At 39.8% G+C, this 17619-nt stretch carries 17 protein-coding genes and 2 tRNA genes; 12 read left to right on the top strand and 7 right to left on the bottom strand.

The window, feature by feature from the left end; genetic code table 11:
* Window positions 1–9: 9 nt before the first annotated feature.
* The 3 genes from ABTV71_RS16390 (at window position 10) to ABTV71_RS16380 (ending at window position 1649) form a co-directional block, all read left to right on the top strand.
* Window positions 10–381 carry a response regulator gene (locus tag ABTV71_RS16390; RefSeq protein ID WP_121122830.1) on the top strand — a complete coding sequence of 124 codons (372 nt, stop codon included), beginning with the start codon at window positions 10–12 and terminating at the stop codon, window positions 379–381.
* 2 nt (window positions 382–383) lie between these two features.
* Window positions 384–1214, top strand: a complete 831-nt coding sequence (locus ABTV71_RS16385; protein WP_121122832.1) for a CheR family methyltransferase — start codon at window positions 384–386, stop codon at window positions 1212–1214.
* 66 nt (window positions 1215–1280) lie between these two features.
* Window positions 1281–1649, top strand: coding sequence for a response regulator (locus ABTV71_RS16380; RefSeq protein ID WP_121123467.1), 369 nt, complete (start codon window positions 1281–1283; stop codon window positions 1647–1649).
* 82 nt (window positions 1650–1731) lie between these two features.
* Here ABTV71_RS16380 and ABTV71_RS16375 read toward each other — a convergent pair.
* Together ABTV71_RS16375 and ABTV71_RS16370 are read right to left on the bottom strand one after the other, a co-directional pair.
* Window positions 1732–1816: transfer RNA gene (locus tag ABTV71_RS16375), tRNA-Ser, on the bottom strand.
* A gap of 55 nt (window positions 1817–1871) precedes the next feature.
* Entirely contained in the window at window positions 1872–2390 is a 519-nt protein-coding gene (locus ABTV71_RS16370; RefSeq protein ID WP_121122834.1) for a YceI family protein, read from the bottom strand.
* A gap of 186 nt (window positions 2391–2576) precedes the next feature.
* Between ABTV71_RS16370 and ABTV71_RS16365 the strand changes: the two genes are divergently transcribed.
* From ABTV71_RS16365 to ABTV71_RS16355, 3 genes are all read left to right on the top strand, one after another.
* Window positions 2577–2653: transfer RNA gene (locus tag ABTV71_RS16365), tRNA-Arg, on the top strand.
* 371 nt (window positions 2654–3024) lie between these two features.
* Window positions 3025–3324, top strand: a complete 300-nt coding sequence (locus ABTV71_RS16360) for an MGMT family protein (protein ID WP_317125722.1) — start codon at window positions 3025–3027, stop codon at window positions 3322–3324.
* Between the two features lie 11 nt (window positions 3325–3335).
* The gene (locus ABTV71_RS16355; RefSeq protein ID WP_121122836.1) at window positions 3336–3866 is read left to right on the top strand and encodes a DUF1697 domain-containing protein; all 531 of its coding nucleotides are present in this window, start codon (window positions 3336–3338) and stop codon (window positions 3864–3866) included.
* A 96-nt stretch (window positions 3867–3962) separates the two neighbouring features.
* On the opposite strand, the gene mgrA is transcribed toward ABTV71_RS16355, so the two are convergent.
* Window positions 3963–5000, bottom strand: a complete 1038-nt coding sequence (gene mgrA, locus ABTV71_RS16350) for an L-glyceraldehyde 3-phosphate reductase (protein ID WP_121122837.1) — start codon at window positions 4998–5000, stop codon at window positions 3963–3965.
* 108 nt (window positions 5001–5108) lie between these two features.
* Here mgrA and ABTV71_RS16345 point away from each other — a divergent pair, with 108 nt between their 5' ends.
* Window positions 5109–5750, top strand: a complete 642-nt coding sequence (locus ABTV71_RS16345) for a peptidylprolyl isomerase (RefSeq protein WP_433900290.1) — start codon at window positions 5109–5111, stop codon at window positions 5748–5750.
* A gap of 61 nt (window positions 5751–5811) precedes the next feature.
* Here the strand turns inward: ABTV71_RS16345 and ABTV71_RS16340 are convergent, their stop codons facing one another.
* Window positions 5812–6447 (bottom strand): HdeD family acid-resistance protein, encoded by a 636-nt coding sequence (locus ABTV71_RS16340; protein ID WP_121122840.1) that lies wholly within the window; start codon window positions 6445–6447, stop codon window positions 5812–5814.
* A 515-nt stretch (window positions 6448–6962) separates the two neighbouring features.
* On the bottom strand, window positions 6963–7802 hold the full coding sequence (locus ABTV71_RS16335; RefSeq protein ID WP_433900289.1) for an aldo/keto reductase: 840 nt from the start codon (window positions 7800–7802) through the stop codon (window positions 6963–6965).
* 271 nt (window positions 7803–8073) lie between these two features.
* Here ABTV71_RS16335 and ABTV71_RS16330 point away from each other — a divergent pair, with 271 nt between their 5' ends.
* The gene (locus ABTV71_RS16330; protein WP_121122846.1) at window positions 8074–10293 is read left to right on the top strand and encodes an NADP-dependent isocitrate dehydrogenase; all 2220 of its coding nucleotides are present in this window, start codon (window positions 8074–8076) and stop codon (window positions 10291–10293) included.
* A gap of 106 nt (window positions 10294–10399) precedes the next feature.
* On the opposite strand, the gene ABTV71_RS16325 is transcribed toward ABTV71_RS16330, so the two are convergent.
* Both ABTV71_RS16325 and ABTV71_RS16320 read right to left on the bottom strand, forming a co-directional pair.
* Window positions 10400–11353 carry a glycoside hydrolase family 43 protein gene (locus ABTV71_RS16325; protein ID WP_433900288.1) on the bottom strand — a complete coding sequence of 318 codons (954 nt, stop codon included), beginning with the start codon at window positions 11351–11353 and terminating at the stop codon, window positions 10400–10402.
* 252 nt (window positions 11354–11605) lie between these two features.
* Window positions 11606–12493 carry a DUF4377 domain-containing protein gene (locus ABTV71_RS16320; RefSeq protein WP_433900287.1) on the bottom strand — a complete coding sequence of 296 codons (888 nt, stop codon included), beginning with the start codon at window positions 12491–12493 and terminating at the stop codon, window positions 11606–11608.
* A gap of 38 nt (window positions 12494–12531) precedes the next feature.
* On the opposite strand from ABTV71_RS16320, the gene ABTV71_RS16315 reads away from it, so the two are divergent.
* The 4 genes from ABTV71_RS16315 to ABTV71_RS16300 all read left to right on the top strand — a co-directional run bounded on the left by ABTV71_RS16315 (window position 12532) and on the right by ABTV71_RS16300 (window position 17616).
* Window positions 12532–13428 carry a hypothetical protein gene (locus ABTV71_RS16315; protein WP_433900286.1) on the top strand — a complete coding sequence of 299 codons (897 nt, stop codon included), beginning with the start codon at window positions 12532–12534 and terminating at the stop codon, window positions 13426–13428.
* Window positions 13418–14335 carry an alpha/beta hydrolase gene (locus ABTV71_RS16310; RefSeq protein ID WP_433900285.1) on the top strand — a complete coding sequence of 306 codons (918 nt, stop codon included), beginning with the start codon at window positions 13418–13420 and terminating at the stop codon, window positions 14333–14335. Before ABTV71_RS16315 ends, ABTV71_RS16310 begins: the two co-directional genes overlap by 11 nt.
* Window positions 14336–14487: 152 nt before the next feature.
* The gene (locus ABTV71_RS16305) at window positions 14488–16812 is read left to right on the top strand and encodes a TonB-dependent receptor (RefSeq protein ID WP_121122854.1); all 2325 of its coding nucleotides are present in this window, start codon (window positions 14488–14490) and stop codon (window positions 16810–16812) included.
* 6 nt (window positions 16813–16818) lie between these two features.
* The gene (locus ABTV71_RS16300; RefSeq protein ID WP_121122856.1) at window positions 16819–17616 is read left to right on the top strand and encodes a DUF4249 family protein; all 798 of its coding nucleotides are present in this window, start codon (window positions 16819–16821) and stop codon (window positions 17614–17616) included.
* The last annotated feature ends 3 nt before the right edge of the window (window positions 17617–17619 follow it).

The raw sequence follows: 17619 nt of genomic DNA, 5'->3' as shown, positions 1-17619 counted from the left end.
AGGCGGTTAATGAATCGAAATAAAGTGATATTAATTGTTGATGATGACAGCAGGAATATTTTTGCACTCGGTTTGACCTTGAGAGCAAGAGGATACGAAGTTGTCAGTTGTACTTTAGCAAAGGATGCAATTCAACTTTTGGAAGAGGGAAATGGTATTTCATTGGTGCTCATGGATATGATGATGCCCGAGATTGATGGTTATGAAGCGATTCGTTTGATTCGGGCTTCCACGGTTATCAAAGATATTCCCATCATAGCTGTAACTGCTCAGGCAATGCCCGGGGACCGGGAGAAATGTCTGGCATCCGGGGCGAAAGCTTATGTTTCAAAGCCGATTGATGTCGATGTGCTGTTGACCGAAATAGAACGATTGATATAGTGATGTTGGACCATAATATAATTAAAGACGAGGAGATCGATATTTTATTGGAAGATATCTATCAGCGCTATGGCTACGATTTTATACAGTATAGCCGGGCATCGATTAAAAGAAGGATCAACCGGATCATGACGAATGACCGATTGGTGAGTTTTGCGGAGCTCCGATTCGCATTGAAAGACGATCCGGAGTTTCTGCAGCATTTTGTGGAGGAAATTACGGTGAATTTGACGGAGATGTTTAGGGATCCTTTATTTTTCCGACAGCTGCGTGAGGAGATCTTGCCGCAGCTGGGGACCTATCCATTGATCCGGATCTGGGTGGCAGGCTGCGCCAGTGGTGAGGAAGCTTATTCTTTGGCTATTTTACTTAAGGAAGCCAATCTCCATCATAAATCGTTAATTTATGCAACGGATATCAATCCACGTGTACTGGAAATAGCCCGCAATGGTGTCTATCCACTGAGTCAGATCAAATCTTTTTCGGAAAACTACATCGAATCCGGAGGAAAACAGGACTTTTCGAGTTACTATACGGCAAATTACGACTGGGCTAAATTTGATCCGGAATTGAAGCAAAAAATGATCCTATCAACCCATAATTTGGTGTCCGATACTTCTTTTAATAGTTTTCAGCTGATTTTGTGTCGCAATGTATTGATTTATTTCAATAAAGAGCTGCAGGATCGTGTATTTCGATTATTTGATGCAAGCCTGGAAAACCTGGGTTTTTTGGGCTTAGGTAGTAAGGAAACCTTACGTTTCTCAAGTATTCAACAGAACTTCACCGCAGTAGGTGATCAAAAAATTTGGAAAAAACTCTACCCACAATAAGATGGTTTTATTGGGCGCGATATTCAAACCTTAATAGATCCATGTATGGGAGATAAATTAAGCTATATGAGCAAAAGAAAAACTGTACTGATATTTGAAGACGATACCATTATATTGGAGGTCATAACAGTGGTGCTGACAGATTTGGGGTTTCATGTTGAAGTCTCCGAAACATCACATGATATCATTCAAAAAGTAGAAGCTACGGAACCTGACCTTATTTTAATGGATAACTGGATTCCAAATATTGGCGGGGTAGAGGCTACCCGTCTCTTAAAAGCCGATGATAGGTTTAAACATATTCCGGTTATTTATGTGTCTGCCAATAATGACATCGAATCGTTGGCTGTACGCGCTGGTGCAGATGATTTCTTATCCAAGCCCTTTGATCTGGATGATCTGGATGATATTGTTAATAAGTATATTGAACGATGATAGTGTGGGAACCCCGGCCAGCCCGTCTGGTTCGAATCCATATAGCATAAAAAAACCTTTCATTTCTGAAAGGTTTCTTATGCGGAGAGTGAGGGATTCGAACCCCCGAACCTGTGACAGTTAACGGTTTTCAAGACCGCCGCATTCGACCACTCTGCCAACTCTCCGCGACAAAAGTACGAATTTTTGCTCTCCTGCCAAATTTTATTTTAGAAATAGTTCCTATTTAGCTTTTATAAACTGTATATCAGCGCTAAATTTTACATCGTCACTTACCATCACGCCACCTGTTTCCAAAGCTGCATTCCAGTTAAGTCCAAAATCTGAGCGTTTGATCTTTCCTTCGACGATAAAGCCAGCTTTAGTGTTTCCCCAAGGATCTTTTTGGATACCCGCAAATTCCAGATCAAAAACTACAGGTCTGGTCACATCACGGATGGTTAGATTTCCTTTAATTTGATCATTTTCTAAGCTTGTTGCTTCAAATGTTATCGCAGGATATTTTTCTACATCGAAAAAGTCAGCGCTCTTTAAATGTCCGTCACGTTGCTCATTTCTGGTGTTGATGGAAGCAGTATCAATAGATACTTTTGCAAGTGCGTTCTCAAAAGTATCATCTTCTGCATCAAGATCTATTTTAAAACTGTCAAAGTTTCCTTTAACGTTTGTGATCATCATGTGTTTTACTTTGAATTCTATTTCGCTATGTGCAGCGTCCAATTCCCATTTTCCTTGTGCCATAATTTTATGTTTTTTCTTATTTGTTTAATAACACAAAGGTAACAGCGTTATTTGTCTTTTTGTTTGACCTAGATCAATAAAATAATCTTGTTGAAAAGCAATCAGTTATTGAAAAACCATAAAAAAAAGCAGGTGATATTTTGGAATTGTTGAACAAATGTCTACTTTTGCATTACCGAAAGCGACGCGCCAATAGCTCAGCTGGATAGAGCATCGGTTTTCTAAACCGACGGTCTCAGGTTCGAATCCTGATTGGCGTACCAAAAAGCCCCTTTGTTCGACACAGAGGGGCTTTTTTCTTATACTGTTCTCAGTTTTTCCCATCTGTTATCTAACTGGTCCAACACAAAAAGTTGGCGACAAATAGCGTTCGCTCTAAAATATTCAAAGGGTTTCTCTATGTATTTTGGTTAAACGCATAGAAATTAAGGTTACTATTTTTTAATCGCAAAATAGAGGAAGGGACCGTTTGTCCAACTATGGTATATGAATTTTGCTTCATTGGAAATCGTCTATTATACTTGATTTTTGTACCTTTAAAAAACGTTGAATGGTAGTTTATTTAGCTTATCAACAAAAGAATTAGCAATACTTTGTGGTTAGCTACATGGAGTTAAATGGTGTGATAGCATCTATGATGGATGAAATATTTAAAAAACAGGTATACGAATTAACGAGACTGATCCCAAAAGGGCGTGTTTCAACTTATGGTGCTATTGCAAAAGCGTTGGGATATCCGAATCACGCTCGTCATGTTGGAAAAGCAATGAGCGGCTGTCCAGGAGATGTGCCTGCTCATCGGGTGATTTCCAGTGGTGGCGTATTGTCCGTTCCGGAATTTCAGACCAAACTGGAGGGCGAAGGTATTGTGATAAATAATCTTAGGGTCAGGGATTTTAAGAAATTGTTCTGGAATCCGATAAATGAACTTTAAAAACTGGATAAATGGTAAAATATTGTGCGTTTTTACGGGGGGTAAATGTAAGGGGAACTAATATGAAGATGGCCGATGTATGTCGGGTATTTAAAGATACCGGCATGGATCATGTAAGTTCAGTGTTGGCTTCCGGAAACATTGTTTTTTCATCGGATAGCCCTGTGGACGAACTTAAAATCGTTTTGGAAGCTGCTATGTCTAAGTCTTTTTCCTACGAAGCTTTTTTGTTCATTAAATCGGAGGAAGAAATTGCGCTATTCAGACGTAATATTCCTTTTGACATTCGTCCCGATTTTCATATTTATGCTTTTGTAGGTTTGCTGGGCGTAGAAGAACTGCTCATGCAAGAATTCAATATCAGTACCAAAGCAGCTGATGAAAGAGCCGAAGTGATTAATGGTGTATTTTATTGGCAGGTGCCCAAAGGTAATACACTGGATTCAACGTTCGGAAAAATATTGGGTAAGAAAAGTCTGAAGGATAAGTTCACCAGCCGCAATGTGAACACATTTGAAAAAATTCTGAAGATAATGCAATAGGCTATTATTGTTATTGCAGGCTAACATTAAAAAAGGCGTAATGATTATCGGATAATAGCCAGTACGCCTTTGATATTTAAGTAATTTACACATTGATCAGCTTTTCTCAATTTCTGCGGATTGAGCCCATATATTAATATGTCCATCTTTTGCATAGAGATCAATCTCATGGATTTCTTCTGCCGTGAATGATAGGTTTTTGAGTGATCCGACACAATCAATGACCTGTTGCGGTCTCGACGCCCCAATAAGTGCAGAAGTCACCTGTTGTTTTCGAAAAACCCATGCAATGGCCATTTGTGCTAAGGACTGCCCTCTACGTTGTGCAATCGCATGTAGCGCCTGAATATTTTTTCGGTTTTCTTCACTAAGAAACTTGGTCTGCAAGGATTTTGATTGTGAAGCCCTGCTATTTTCAGGAATATCATGTAAATATTTATCGGTTAACATGCCCTGGGCAAGTGGAGAGAAAACAATTGAACCAATACCAATCTCGCCCAGAGTGTCTAATAGACCATCCGACTCAACCCATCGATTCAGCATGGAATAGCTCGGTTGATGGATAACAAATGGTGTTCCCAAAGATTTCAGTATTGTATAGGCTTCCTTGGTACGTTGTGAGTTGTAGGACGAAATACCGACATAAAGAGCTTTCCCGTTTCGCACGAGCTGATCCAGGGCCATCATGGATTCCTCTAATGGCGTGTTTGGATCGAAGCGATGTGAATAGAAAATGTCAACGTAATCTGTTCCTAAACGTTTTAAGGATTGATCACAACTGGAAATAATATATTTTCGGCTGCCCCATTCGCCATAAGGGCCGTCCCACATGTGATAACCTGCTTTTGTTGAAATGATCAGCTCATCGCGATATCCCGCAAACTGTTGCTTAAGAATTTGTCCGAATGCAATTTCCGCGCTACCCGGAGGCGGTCCATAGTTATTGGCTAGATCGAAATGCGTGATTCCGAGATCAAAAGCCGTTGTGCAGATGTCAACTTTGGTTTGATGTGCCGTGTCATTCCCAAAATTGTGCCATAAACCTAAGGAGATCGCTGGTAACTGAAGGCCGGATTTGCCACAACGGTTATAAATCATCTGTTGATAGCGATCGGGATGGGGAGTGTATTGCATAAAATTGAATTGTTTTATTCCAAATATAAGTAATAAACAAATTTCCCCGAATTGAAATTTAATGTATTTTTATATCAAATTTTGAATAAGTTGAAGCTGTAAAAAAAGATGAAGAAAATCACTTGGATCGTAGGGTTGTTTTTGTTCTGGGCAGGCGGTGCCCATGCACAGTCGAAACACCTATTATTTAAAACCGCATTTGGGGAGTTTAAGGTCATACTTTATGATTTTACACCACATCATCGTGATTTGATGTTAAGGTCGATTAAAGATAGTGTTTATCAGAATGCCCTTTTCAATCGCATTATTGAAAATTTTGTTGTACAAGGGGGAGAACATGATATAGATATAGAAAAGAAGGAGGCAGCAGATCCCTTACACCGGAAACCTAGACTGGCGGCGGAATTTGACGAACGTGCTTTTCATAAAATGGGGGCATTAGGAGCGGGACGAGACGGCAACCCGGAAAAAGCTTCCTTCCTTGATCAGATTTATTTTGTCGTTGGAAAAAAGATCAGCTCCGCAGATCTCGATAGCTTGGAAGCAAAAAAGGGTATAAAATACAGTAAAGAACAGCGTAAGGAATATTTAGCGTATGGTGGGCAACCTAGGCTTGATCATGATTTTACAGTCTTTGGCGAAATTTATCAGGGTCTTGATGTGATCTTGAAGATTAGTCAGGTTAAAACAGATCAACAAGACTTTCCATTAGAAAAAGTACCTTTCACCATTGTGGAAATAAAGGAATAAAACCATCCTTCAAGATGGTTCTATTCTTTAGTCGGGCATTTGTCTTTTTATAAGCCTTCTTTTATCTGTTGTATTGTTCAAATTCTTCCTTTAATTTTTCGTAACGTTCTTTCCATTCATGAGGAAGTTTGTCGGGGATATTTTTTAGACTTTTCAATTGAAAAGCAAATACACAGGCCGCAAAACCGGCGGTGCTAATTGCCATCCCCGTCCATATCACAAGAGATAGCCCTGCAAAGAGCGGGTTCCAAAGTAAAATAAAGCTAAAAACAATGCCTAGTACCGCAAATAACGTAATCCAGCCCCAAGATTTACTGCCATAATTTTTGAGATCAAAGGAGAAGGACAACAGTTGAAATGACCTGAACAAAGCATAAAATCCGACAATAAAAGACAAAGTGCCCGCAGATAATAGGGGATTGGTCATGAGTAAAATTCCAAATAAGACGTAAAGAATGCCCCCAGTAAGGTACCAGCCCCAACCGTCAACCTCATTTTTGTTTTGTAAGGCAAAAATAATTTCCAGTACCCCAGAAACAATGAATGACCAGGAAAACAACATGCTCAATGCGAGAAAGGACGTGACGGGAGTGGATATCGTATAGAAACCCAATAAAATTAAGAGAATTCCTATGATAAGCGGAATATACCAATGCTTGATGGAGGATCTGATTGTTTTTAAAAATGAATTTGCCATAATAGTGTTTTTAAATTTAAATCTTTCCGGTCTCTTTTAAAATAGTGTAAGGTGCATACATAACATTGATTTCAGCATTTGTATACTTCAATTCTGTTTCTAATCTAGAAATGGAAGCAACTAATGTTATCAACTGTTGGTGCCAATTGGTTCAAATACTTTTTCCAATAATATGCTACGGCCTAGCCGCAAACGTTTTGTTGTATATCGGCACATTACGTCGTGGGTAGGCCTTATTGTATTTAATGTATGCGGTATTAACAGTTACGCTAAACTTTTGTTTCAGGCAAGCTCATATTTCTTGTTTTTGGGAATTTGCAAATCGTTTTGCAAGCGTGGGGTAGGGCTAAAAAGAATGGAATTTGTTACATCAATAACAGGAAACTGTCAATTTTTTGACGGACAGCATGTAGTTGGGGAACTTACCGTTGGGATTCAAGGTCAAAAAAAAGAGTCTTCCAAAGCATATTCGATTTGAGGACTCTTTCTATGTGATTTGAAAGATTATCGATGATTTAGAATGCTACTTTTTTAGGATCCGATCCAGAGAAACCCATTGCTGGTAATGTCCGAATTATCTTGATATCTTCCTCCGTAAGGTGGAAGCTATCAATATCCAAGTTTCGTTTAATATTTGCCGGATTGGTGGATTTTGGTAGTGGTAAAATGCCCTGCGAGAGTGAAAATTTAATACAGATCTGTCCCACACTGGTAGACTTCTGCTCCGCTAAAGCGATCAGGGTCTCATCCTGCAATATTCTTCCTGAGCCGAGTGGGGACCATGCCTGCACTAAAATATCATTTGATTTGCAAAGCTCGACAGTTTCCTCTTGCAGATAACCGGGGTGAAATTCAATTTGATTGACAGCCGGGATGATCGTTGCTGTTTCCAATAATTTGGCGAGATATTCTTTCGGGAAATTGCTAATCCCGATAGCTTTTACCTTTCCTTGTTGATATAAATATTCAAGGGCTTTCCATGTTTCAGCGTTGATCGTTGCCCAGTTTTCGAATTGTGATTCATTCGCCGGCCAGTGAATCAAATAAAGATCAATGTACTCCAAACCCAAGTCTGCTAGGGATTTTTCGAATGCAGCAATTGTTTTATCATAGCCACGCTCGGTATTCCATAGTTTGGTCGTTATGAATAATGTATCACGCGCTATTCCGCTGTCTTTGATCGCGCGGCCTACACTTTTTTCGTTACCATATATGGCGGCGGTATCAATATGTGTATACCCGACTTTCAATGCTTCCGTAACGGCCTGATATGCCTCTTCACCTTCGGGAATTTGCCAAGTTCCAAATCCAATTGCTGGAATATCAATTCCATTGTTCAATTTGAATGATTTCATGCTTAATCGTATTTATTGTTTGACTAAATTAGGGTTTCGATTGTATTATCCCGTCATTGAAATGTAAAGAGGGTTGTCTTTTCGAGAGAAGAACCCAAACTTATTCTGGATTGCCAAAATATATTTATTTTCACAATTTTATTGTCAAAAAGGTCGGATTAACGCAGGGTTTATGGCATTAATTCTTATCTTTAGGCGAAATTTTGAAAAAATTAGATTTTCATTGATTTCACATAGCATTAAAAATTAAACATATTTCTAATAGATTACTATGTCAAACAAATCAAAAATTGTTTGGACAAAAACAGACGAAGCACCTTTGTTGGCGACTTACTCGTTTTTGCCTATTGTACAAGCGATTACAGCTACAGCTGGTATCGATGTTGAATTGAGAGATATCTCTTTAGCAGGTCGTGTTCTTGCAAGCTTTCCCGAATTTTTAAAAGAAGATCAAAAAATTGCCGATGCTTTGGCAGAGTTGGGGCAAATGGCGACAACGCCAGAAGCGAACATCATTAAGTTACCGAATATTTCAGCATCTATTCCACAATTAAAAGGCGCTATTGCTGAGTTGCAAAAAGCGGGTTACGCTATCCCTAACTATCCGGATGAAGCAACCACGGAGGAAGAAAAAACAATCAAAGCTAAATATGCAAAAGTACTGGGCTCTGCTGTAAACCCAGTATTACGTGAAGGTAACTCGGATCGTCGCGCACCTAAGGCGGTTAAGAACTACGCGAAAGCAAATCCACATAAAATGGGTGCTTGGGCAAAAGATTCTAAAACAAAGGTAGCATCAATGACTTCCGGTGATTTCTATGGTTCAGAAAAATCTGTAACAGTAGAAAACGCTGGTCAATTCAAAATTGAATTTGTAGATGCACAAGGGAGCGTTACCGAATTAAAAGGGCTTTCTCCATTAAAAGCGGGCGAAGTAATTGACTCATCGACATTGAGCTTAAATGCATTAAAAGGTTTTGTTGCTGACGCGATCGCTGAGGCGAAAGCGGCGGGCGTGTTATTGTCGGCGCATTTGAAAGCAACGATGATGAAAGTTTCTGACCCTATTATCTTTGGCGCTGTTGTTGAAACTTATTTCGCAGATGTATTTGCTACCTATGGTGAGTTATTCAAAGAATTAGGTATCAATAAAAATAATGGTTTAGGGGAAGTATACGCTAAAATTGCGGGTCATCCAAAAGAGGCGGAAGTGAAAGCTGCCATCGATGCTGCTATTGCGCAAGGTCCGGCTTTGGCGATGGTTAACTCGGATAAAGGTATTACAAACTTCCACGTTCCTTCTGACGTTATTATTGACGCATCTATGCCGGCGATGATCCGTATTGGCGGTAAAATGTGGAATAAAGATGGTCAGGAAGAAGATACGATCGCCATGGTTCCTGATCGTTCATACGCAGGTGTTTATGAAGCAACAATAGAGGACTGTAAAGCGCATGGTGCTTTAGATCCCAAGACAATGGGTTCTGTTCCAAACGTTGGTTTGATGGCTCAAAAAGCGGAAGAGTATGGTTCTCACGATAAAACTTTCCAGGCTGCGGGTAACGGTGTTATCCGTGTGGTGGACGCCGATGGTCATGTGTACATGGAACAGAACGTTGAAGAAGGGGATATTTTCCGTATGTGTCAAACAAAAGACGCACCGATCCAAGACTGGGTAAAATTAGCTGTAAATCGTGCGCGTTTGTCAGATACGCCGGCAATATTCTGGTTGGACAAAAACCGTGCGCATGACAGAGAGATCATTAAGAAGGTAGAGAAATATTTGCCTGATTTTGATACGACGGGTTTAGATATTCGAATCCTATCTCCGATTGAGGCAACTAAGTTTTCATTGGAACGTATCCGTAAAGGGGAAGATACTATTTCTGTAACAGGTAACGTACTACGTGATTATCTGACAGATTTGTTCCCTATCTTAGAGGTTGGTACCTCGGCTAAGATGTTGTCTATTGTACCATTGATGAACGGCGGTGGTTTGTTCGAAACTGGTGCTGGTGGTTCTGCTCCAAAACATGTGGAGCAATTCCTGCAAGAAGGTTACTTGCGTTGGGATTCATTAGGTGAATTTTTGGCTTTAGGAGCGTCATTGGAACATTTGTCGCAGACACAGAATAATCCAAAAGCATTGGTTTTGGCTGAAACCTTGGATGAAGCAACGGAGAAATTCCTTGCAAATGACAAGTCTCCAGCACGTCGGGTAGGTCAGATTGATAACCGTGGATCTCACTTTTATTTGACATTGTACTGGGCGCAGGCCTTGGCTGCTCAAACGAAAGATGCTGAACTGGCGAACCGTTTTGCCGCGGTAGCAAAAGAATTGACAGATAATGAAGCGAAAATTAATGATGAATTGATCGGCGCACAAGGTCAGGAACAGAACATCGGTGGTTATTACTTCCCGAATGACGAATTAGCGACGAAAGCAATGCGTCCTTCTGTGACACTAAACAATGCCATAGCGCGTATTTAAAAGTTACCTGATGTTGCGATAAAATAAGAAGAGCCCCGTTCAATGATCGGGGCTCTAATTTTTGGGTCTAGTTGTTATATGCTCTTACTTTATCGAAAGGAATAATCTATTTTAACGGATATTTTACACCTTTAAATGTCATCTTGACAGGTTGAATACGACCCTTTTTGTCAAATTTCATTTCGTCTATGCAAGTGACACGTTCATTCGCGCCTTCCTTGCCCAATGGTCTGCGATGATAAACAATGAAATATTTATCTTTATTAGGAACCTTGATGACTGAATGGTGCCCGGCACCGACGGCAACTTCCGGATCACGTTCGAGGATAGTTCCAATGCGCTCAAATGGCCCAAACGGAGAGTCGGCAATTGCATAAGCGACCTTATAGTCGGGACCTGTCCAGCCGCCCTCTGACCACATAAAGTAGTATTTGCCCTCTTTGATAAACATAAATGGGCCCTCGACATAATCCTTTGGCGTAATTTCTTTGTAAAAAGTTCCGTCATCAAAAGGAAGCAAACCCGTAAAATCCGGTTTGAGTTTGACCATATTGCAATGTTTCCAGCCGCCATAATACATATAGAATGTACCGTCTTTATCTTTAAAAACAAATTGATCTATGGGTTGCGCGCCGTTGATAATATCATTTATCAATGGTTTGCCTAGAAGATCTGTATAAGGGCCTTCAGGTTTGTCCGCTACAGCCACGCCAATTCCGCCGATTTCCCCTTCATGCACGTCGTTAGCACTAAAGAACAAATAATATTTACCGTTATTTTCAAGTACGGCTGGCGCCCACATCGCTTTTTCGGCCCATTTTACCTGGGTATTTTGGAGTACCCGCGGATGTTTTTCCCAATGTGCTAAATCCGAAGAAGAAAATGCATCAAAAAATAGTTGTTCTTCATACGGGGCAGAATAGGTCGGGAAAATCCAATATTTGTCATTATAAATAATTCCCTCGGGATCGGCATAATTACCATTTAAAACTGGATTCTTTTGCGCAATAAGTGTCGTCGCCAGAAACAAAGATGTTGTCGTAAAAAATGTCTTGATCATCGTTATGGTTTAAAGGCTTAAGATAATACTTTCTATAGGAGCATATAGCTGATAAAATATCATTTTTATGCTGATTTTTCTCAATATTTTTAAAATGTTAAAATTATGTTAAAATATGGCTGAGCTTTCGAATCTTTCCGCTTTATTTCACATATTTGTTTATGTCATTTCCAAATGGCATAAATACTTTTCATAAAATAGGTTAATAATATGGCTAAAATACCCGAAGTTCCCCAGGCTTCGGGTATTTTCTTATTCACGCTCCAACCCGAAGATCATAACTAATTTCCCATCAATATAAAAGTTTAAAGTCTGCTCGGCAATGTCAAATTGAAGCTGCTTTTGCTCCAGTACTGCAAAGAAATCATTTTCAATATTGGCTCCGTTACAGGATTTCATCGTACTGGCGAGACGCGGAAAACTGATCACATTGCCTTTAATGCCAAAATTACCCCAGAAATTATTACATCCTGTCGATCCGGCAATGGTGCCATTTTTTGCATCGAAACCGATATTGGCCTTATTACTTGAAACATCTTTACCATTTAACTGCAGTAAATTCCACTTGAATCTGGCAAGAAATGAAGCCACACTGGGTAGATCGGTGACCCTTTCTTTGGAAATAATGTCAAGTAATTCATATTGAATGCTGTCGGTGTCTTTTGCTTTCGTTTGCTTTACTTTTATACGATAACGATATTGTTCTTGGTAATCGAAACCGAGGATCGGATTAGAAATATATTCCCATTTGTTTTTTTTACTGGATTTCACCTGGAGGCAGTTCAATTTTCCCGATGTTGGATTATTTACATAATTCTCGGCAACATCCCAGATGGCAATTTCCGTGTTTTTGGTCTGGGATTTGTTGATTATTTCCGCCAGTGCATAGATTGATGTTTGTGCAGTCTGCGTTTTTTTTACCCGAATCGTGTATTCAAAGTTGGCATTGTAGTTAAACTGTTGTATTTCTGCATAGAATTTTTCCCAGTTTCTACTATTGTAATACTTTACGAGATAGGGAGGTGTACTTTCGAGCCCGGATTTAACTTTTATCCGAAACGAGCTGATTTGTGCATATAATCCGTACGGGAATAGAAATAAGGAGATAAAAAATAAGCTGGATTTCAGGGATTTCTTCATAATGGGCATTAAATATCAATAAAAACGTATCTTTAAACATGAATATTGCACGAACAAAAGTACTCTTAGTCATGGTACTTTTTCTGTCCGGCTTACGGATATATGCCCAAAATAACAAGGATTATTTTAAAACACAAGTCCCTCTAGGTGAATTGACGGATCCCGGGCTCAAAGAAGTGTCTGGTATCGTAGCCGCCCATGAGGAGGGAACGTTTTGGGTTCATAACGACAGTGGAGATAGTGCAAACATCTATTTGATCGATCGTCAAGCAAAGTTAATCAAAAGGTTTGCGCTGGAAGGAATAGATGTGGTTGATTGTGAAGATATAGACCGTGTCAAAATTGCAGATAAAAATTACCTTGTTTTAGCAGATATTGGAAATAATCTCGGGAAGCGGGTTTGGGGGTGCCTTTATGTGTTTCCTGAACCTTCAGTTGGCGATTCTTCACTGATATCAAAGAAATATATCAAAACCATATTTGTTAAATTTCCGGGACAGAAACGGTTGGATGCGGAATCTATCATGGTTGATCCAACAGATAATACCTTGTATGTGGTTTCGAAGCGCGAATTTCAATCGACTGTATATAGCGCACCAGTTTTCAGAAATAGAAAACAACAGTATTTCACGTTAAGTAAAGTGGCTGAACTCCCTTTTACTTTCGCTACAGCAGCGGCGATAGACCCTACAGGAAAAGAGCTGCTTATCAAGAATATTACAACTATTTTTTATTGGAAAAGGAAACTGGGTAGATCATGGGGCGAAACGCTTCAATCGAAACCGATTGAAGTGCCTTATTCGGTGGAACCTCAAGGGGAGGCCATCGCATTCGATAAGGATGGGGAAGGTTTTTATACTATCAGTGAGCGCCCATTCGGTTTAAAATCCTATCTTTATTACTACGAAAAAAATCCTAAATCAAATGATAAATAACAATCTTTTTTTAACGAGACAGATGGGTGCCACAGCACTGAATAGATGGAATAAAAAGAACAATCCAGTTCATTATTTCATGAATTTAAAGCAATTATTACTTTTATCAATTGCCTTATTTTGTTTTTGTATAGCCAGTAAAGCTGCGAAAGTCGATACTTTAGCTATCCGGAGTCAGCGAATGGACAAAGTTATTAAAACGGTCGTTATTCTTCCGAAGGGATACTCGGAACGTACCAGATATCCGGTGCTCTATTTACTTCATGGATACTCGGGCAATTATAGCAATTGGGTGAAGAACTCTACTGTTGCTGCCCTGGCTGACCAATATGGATATATGGTTGTTTGTCCCGATGGGGGATTTGGAAGTTGGTATTGGGATATCGAAAATGATCGAAATTATCAATACGAGACATTTATTTCCAAAGAACTGATTGATTATATAGATGGACATTACGCTACTGTTCAGGATCGAAGAGGAAGGGCGATTACAGGACTTAGCATGGGGGGACATGGAGCCTTGTCACTTGCAATTAGGCATCAGGCGCTTTATGGTGCTGCAGGCAGTACCGCCGGCGGAGTGGATTTTAGACCCTTTCCTCTAAACTGGGAAATTAAGGATCGTATCGGGAATTACGCCGATTCGCCCCGGGCCTGGGATGATCGCGTGGTGATCAATATGATTCCCAAATTAGTGAACAATCAACTTCGTCTGATTATTGATTGTGGAAAGGAAGATTTTTTCTATCCTGTTAATATTGCACTTCACGATAAACTCATGTACCACAACATTAATCATACCTTTGTTACAAGTGAAGGAGGGCATAACTGGGCGTATTGGTCACGCTCCATTATCTATCAAATGGCCTTTTTTAATGATTTTTTCAGTCAGCCAGAAAAAAAATAAAAAGAAAAATAGATAAATATTTGGCTTAAATGAATAAAATACTATTTTTGTTTCTAGAAGATCTTGACTAACAAATTATAAACTTATTATTAAGCCTTACGAATTGTAAGGCTTTTTTATTATTTTCAACAAATTTTTGAATTCAGTCTGCTATGCTTAAACCTATAAAGGTTGTTTTTTATTTTTCTTCTATTTTGTTTTGCGCACAGCAATCCTATGGTCAACAATCTAAATCTATATCAGGATTTATCAGAGATAGTATCAGTGGTGAAAACATCATCGGTGCTTTGGTCCGTAATGAAGCCGAAAAAAGATCTACGGCTTCCAATAAATATGGATTCTTTAGTTTATCCTTACGTGGACAGGATACTTTTCTGGAGGTTTCTTCCATGGGATACCGAACAAAAGTTTTGCCCGTTCAGATGGGAAAGGACTCCACTTATATTGTGCAACTGGTGCCGGAAGAAAGCCAATTGGCTGAGGTTGTTGTCACCGGGAATCGGAGAAAATCAATCAAAGACCTGACGCCGGGTCTGACACAGTTTAGCCCGAAGGAGATTGAAAAAGTGCCTGTATTGTTTGGTGAGAAAGATATTTTAAAGACGATTCAATTGTTTCCGGGGGTGACTAGCGGCGGAGAAGGAAGTAGTAACTTTTATGTTCGTGGAGGGGGAGGGGACCAAAATCTGATCTTGTTGGATGAGGCTCCGGTTTACAACAGTTCGCATCTTTTTGGTTTCTTTTCAACATTTAATTCGGATGCCATCAAAGATGTCAATTTTTATAAGGGCGGTGTGCCGGCGCAGTATGGTGGCAAAATCTCCTCAGTCATGGAGATAACAACACTGGACGGGAATAATCAGCATTTTAATGTGGAAGGAGGATTAGGGCTGATCGCGTCGCGACTTAAGGTGGAGGGCCCTATAGAGAAAGGAAAAAGCTCTTTTATGATCTCTGGCAGACGTACCTACGCTGATTTATTCCTGAAACTTTCCAGCGATGAAAATATAAAAAAGAGTGCTTTATTTTTCTATGATCTCAATGCCAAGCTAAATTATCGGATCGACGATAAAAATACCCTTTACTTATCGGGATATTTTGGTAAAGATGCAATGGCCTATCATGATTTATTTGATTTCAATTGGGGAAATGCGACGGGAACCATGCGTTGGAATCACGTGTGGAGCAATCGCTTGTTTAGTAATACTACACTGATATTCAGTAAATTTAATTATCAAGTGAAGATTGAAGACGACAATAACTTTAAGATTCGTTCCGATATATTCAACTATAATTTTAAACAGGATTTTCAGTACAGCCTTTCGGACCGTCACAATTTAAAATTTGGTCTGCAGGCAGCGTTACAGGAAATCCGCCCGGCAAGTATTGAAGCCGGAGAAGATTCTAAGGTAAATTCATTGCGTATTCAGCATCGCAAGGGGCTGGACATTGCTGCTTATATCTCTGATGACTGGTCGATAAATGATAAGCTTAAATTGAATTACGGTGTTAGAGCAACGGCCTATGCAACTTTAGGACCCGGTACCTTCTATACATTTGACAATGCCGGAGAAGCCGTCGATTCCACTTATGTTGGGCGTGGGGAAATGGGAAAAAAATATATCTATCTGGAACCTCGTATTTCCCTTAACTACGCCTTGAATGAATCGGCAACATTCAAAGCTTCGTATAATACGAATGTTCAGTATTTACATCAGCTGAGCAATACAACAAGTAGTCTGCCGACAGATCAATATGTATTGAGCAATAATACCATCAAGCCACAGTTGTCCAACCAGTATTCGCTGGGTTATTTCAGAAATTTCATGTCCAATCGATATGAATTTTCTGTAGAAGGTTATTACAGGGATCTTAAAAATCAGATTGACTATAGAAATGGGGCCGATCTTCAGGCCAATGAACTTTTGGACGGGGAGCTCTTATTTGGAAAAGGCAGGGCGTATGGTGTCGAGTGGTTTATAAAGAAACGACTGGGGCGGTTGAATGGATGGATCAGCTATACACTATCCAAAAGTGAAAGACAGTTTGAACAGATCAATGATGGGCAATGGTTTAACGCGCGTCAGGATAAAACTCATAACATCGCTGTCGTGGCACAGTATCAATTGAATCCCAAATGGAATCTAAGTGCAAACTTTGTCTATTATACCGGTGATGCCGTAACAATGCCTGCCGGAAAATATTTTGTTGACGATAGGACGATCTTCTACTATGATAAGCGAAATGGCCAACGCATGCCTGCATATCATCGTTTAGACCTTGCAGCGACCTATGATATCAAACGTACAAAAAATACTTATTCCAGTTTATCTTTCGGGATTTATAACGCCTATAATCGCAAAAACGCTTATTTGATTGATTTTAGGGAGAAAGAAGGTCAATCCAATATAACCGAAATTTATAGGATTGCATTATTTGGCACGATACCGTCAGTCACCTGGAACTTTAAATTTTAGCACAACATGAGAAAGATATTGGCATTAATAGCCTTAACCTGGATAACCTTGGTCAGTTGTGAAGATAAAATTGACCTTAACCTGCCTGAAAATACGGGGCAGATTGTAATTACGGCAGACCTGATGGTGTCTGACCAACAACATGAGATCAGCATACAAAAAGTAGTCGGTCTAAAGGAATCCATGTTGGCTCCCATAACAGACGCGGAAGTCTCCGTAAGAAGCCTGCAAAATAATCGGATTTATACCTTTTCGCCAGGTGCAAATGGCGTGTATACCAATAAGACATTGCGATTACAGGAAAAGGCTAGTTATCAACTGTATGTAAAGACGGCCGACGGAAAGGAAATTGAAGGAACTTCGACGGTGCCGAGCTATGTTGATGTTGATTCGATCGGTCTATCGGAGCGCATCATATTTACAGATACCATTTATTACCCAACATTGGTATTTAATGATCCACCCGAGAAGGGGAATTATTATAAGTATAAGATGTCCGTAAACGGAGGAGAATTACGCTTTATCGATGTATTTAATGATAAGTATAATAATGGGCTACAAGTACAACATGATATTATCGACCGCGACAGAGACCTTAAGATCGGAGATCGGGTACGGGTTTTGCGTCAGTGTATTGATCTGGGCGCATATACCTATTGGAATAGCTTCCAGATGATTAATCCCGGAGCAGCATCGCCCTCTAATCCGATTTCGAATCTGTCTAATAATGTTTTGGGATACTTTAGTGTGAGTGTCGGAAAGTATTATGAATCTGAAGTGGTCTTGTCAAGAAGTAGACCTTAACGC

The sequence above is a fragment of the Sphingobacterium puteale genome (genome assembly GCF_050986225.1).
In the GTDB taxonomy this organism is placed as follows: Bacteria; Bacteroidota; Bacteroidia; order Sphingobacteriales; family Sphingobacteriaceae; genus Sphingobacterium; species Sphingobacterium puteale.
The sequence above is the reverse complement of the archived record's forward strand: the minus strand, read 5'-3'. Positions and strand labels throughout refer to the sequence as shown.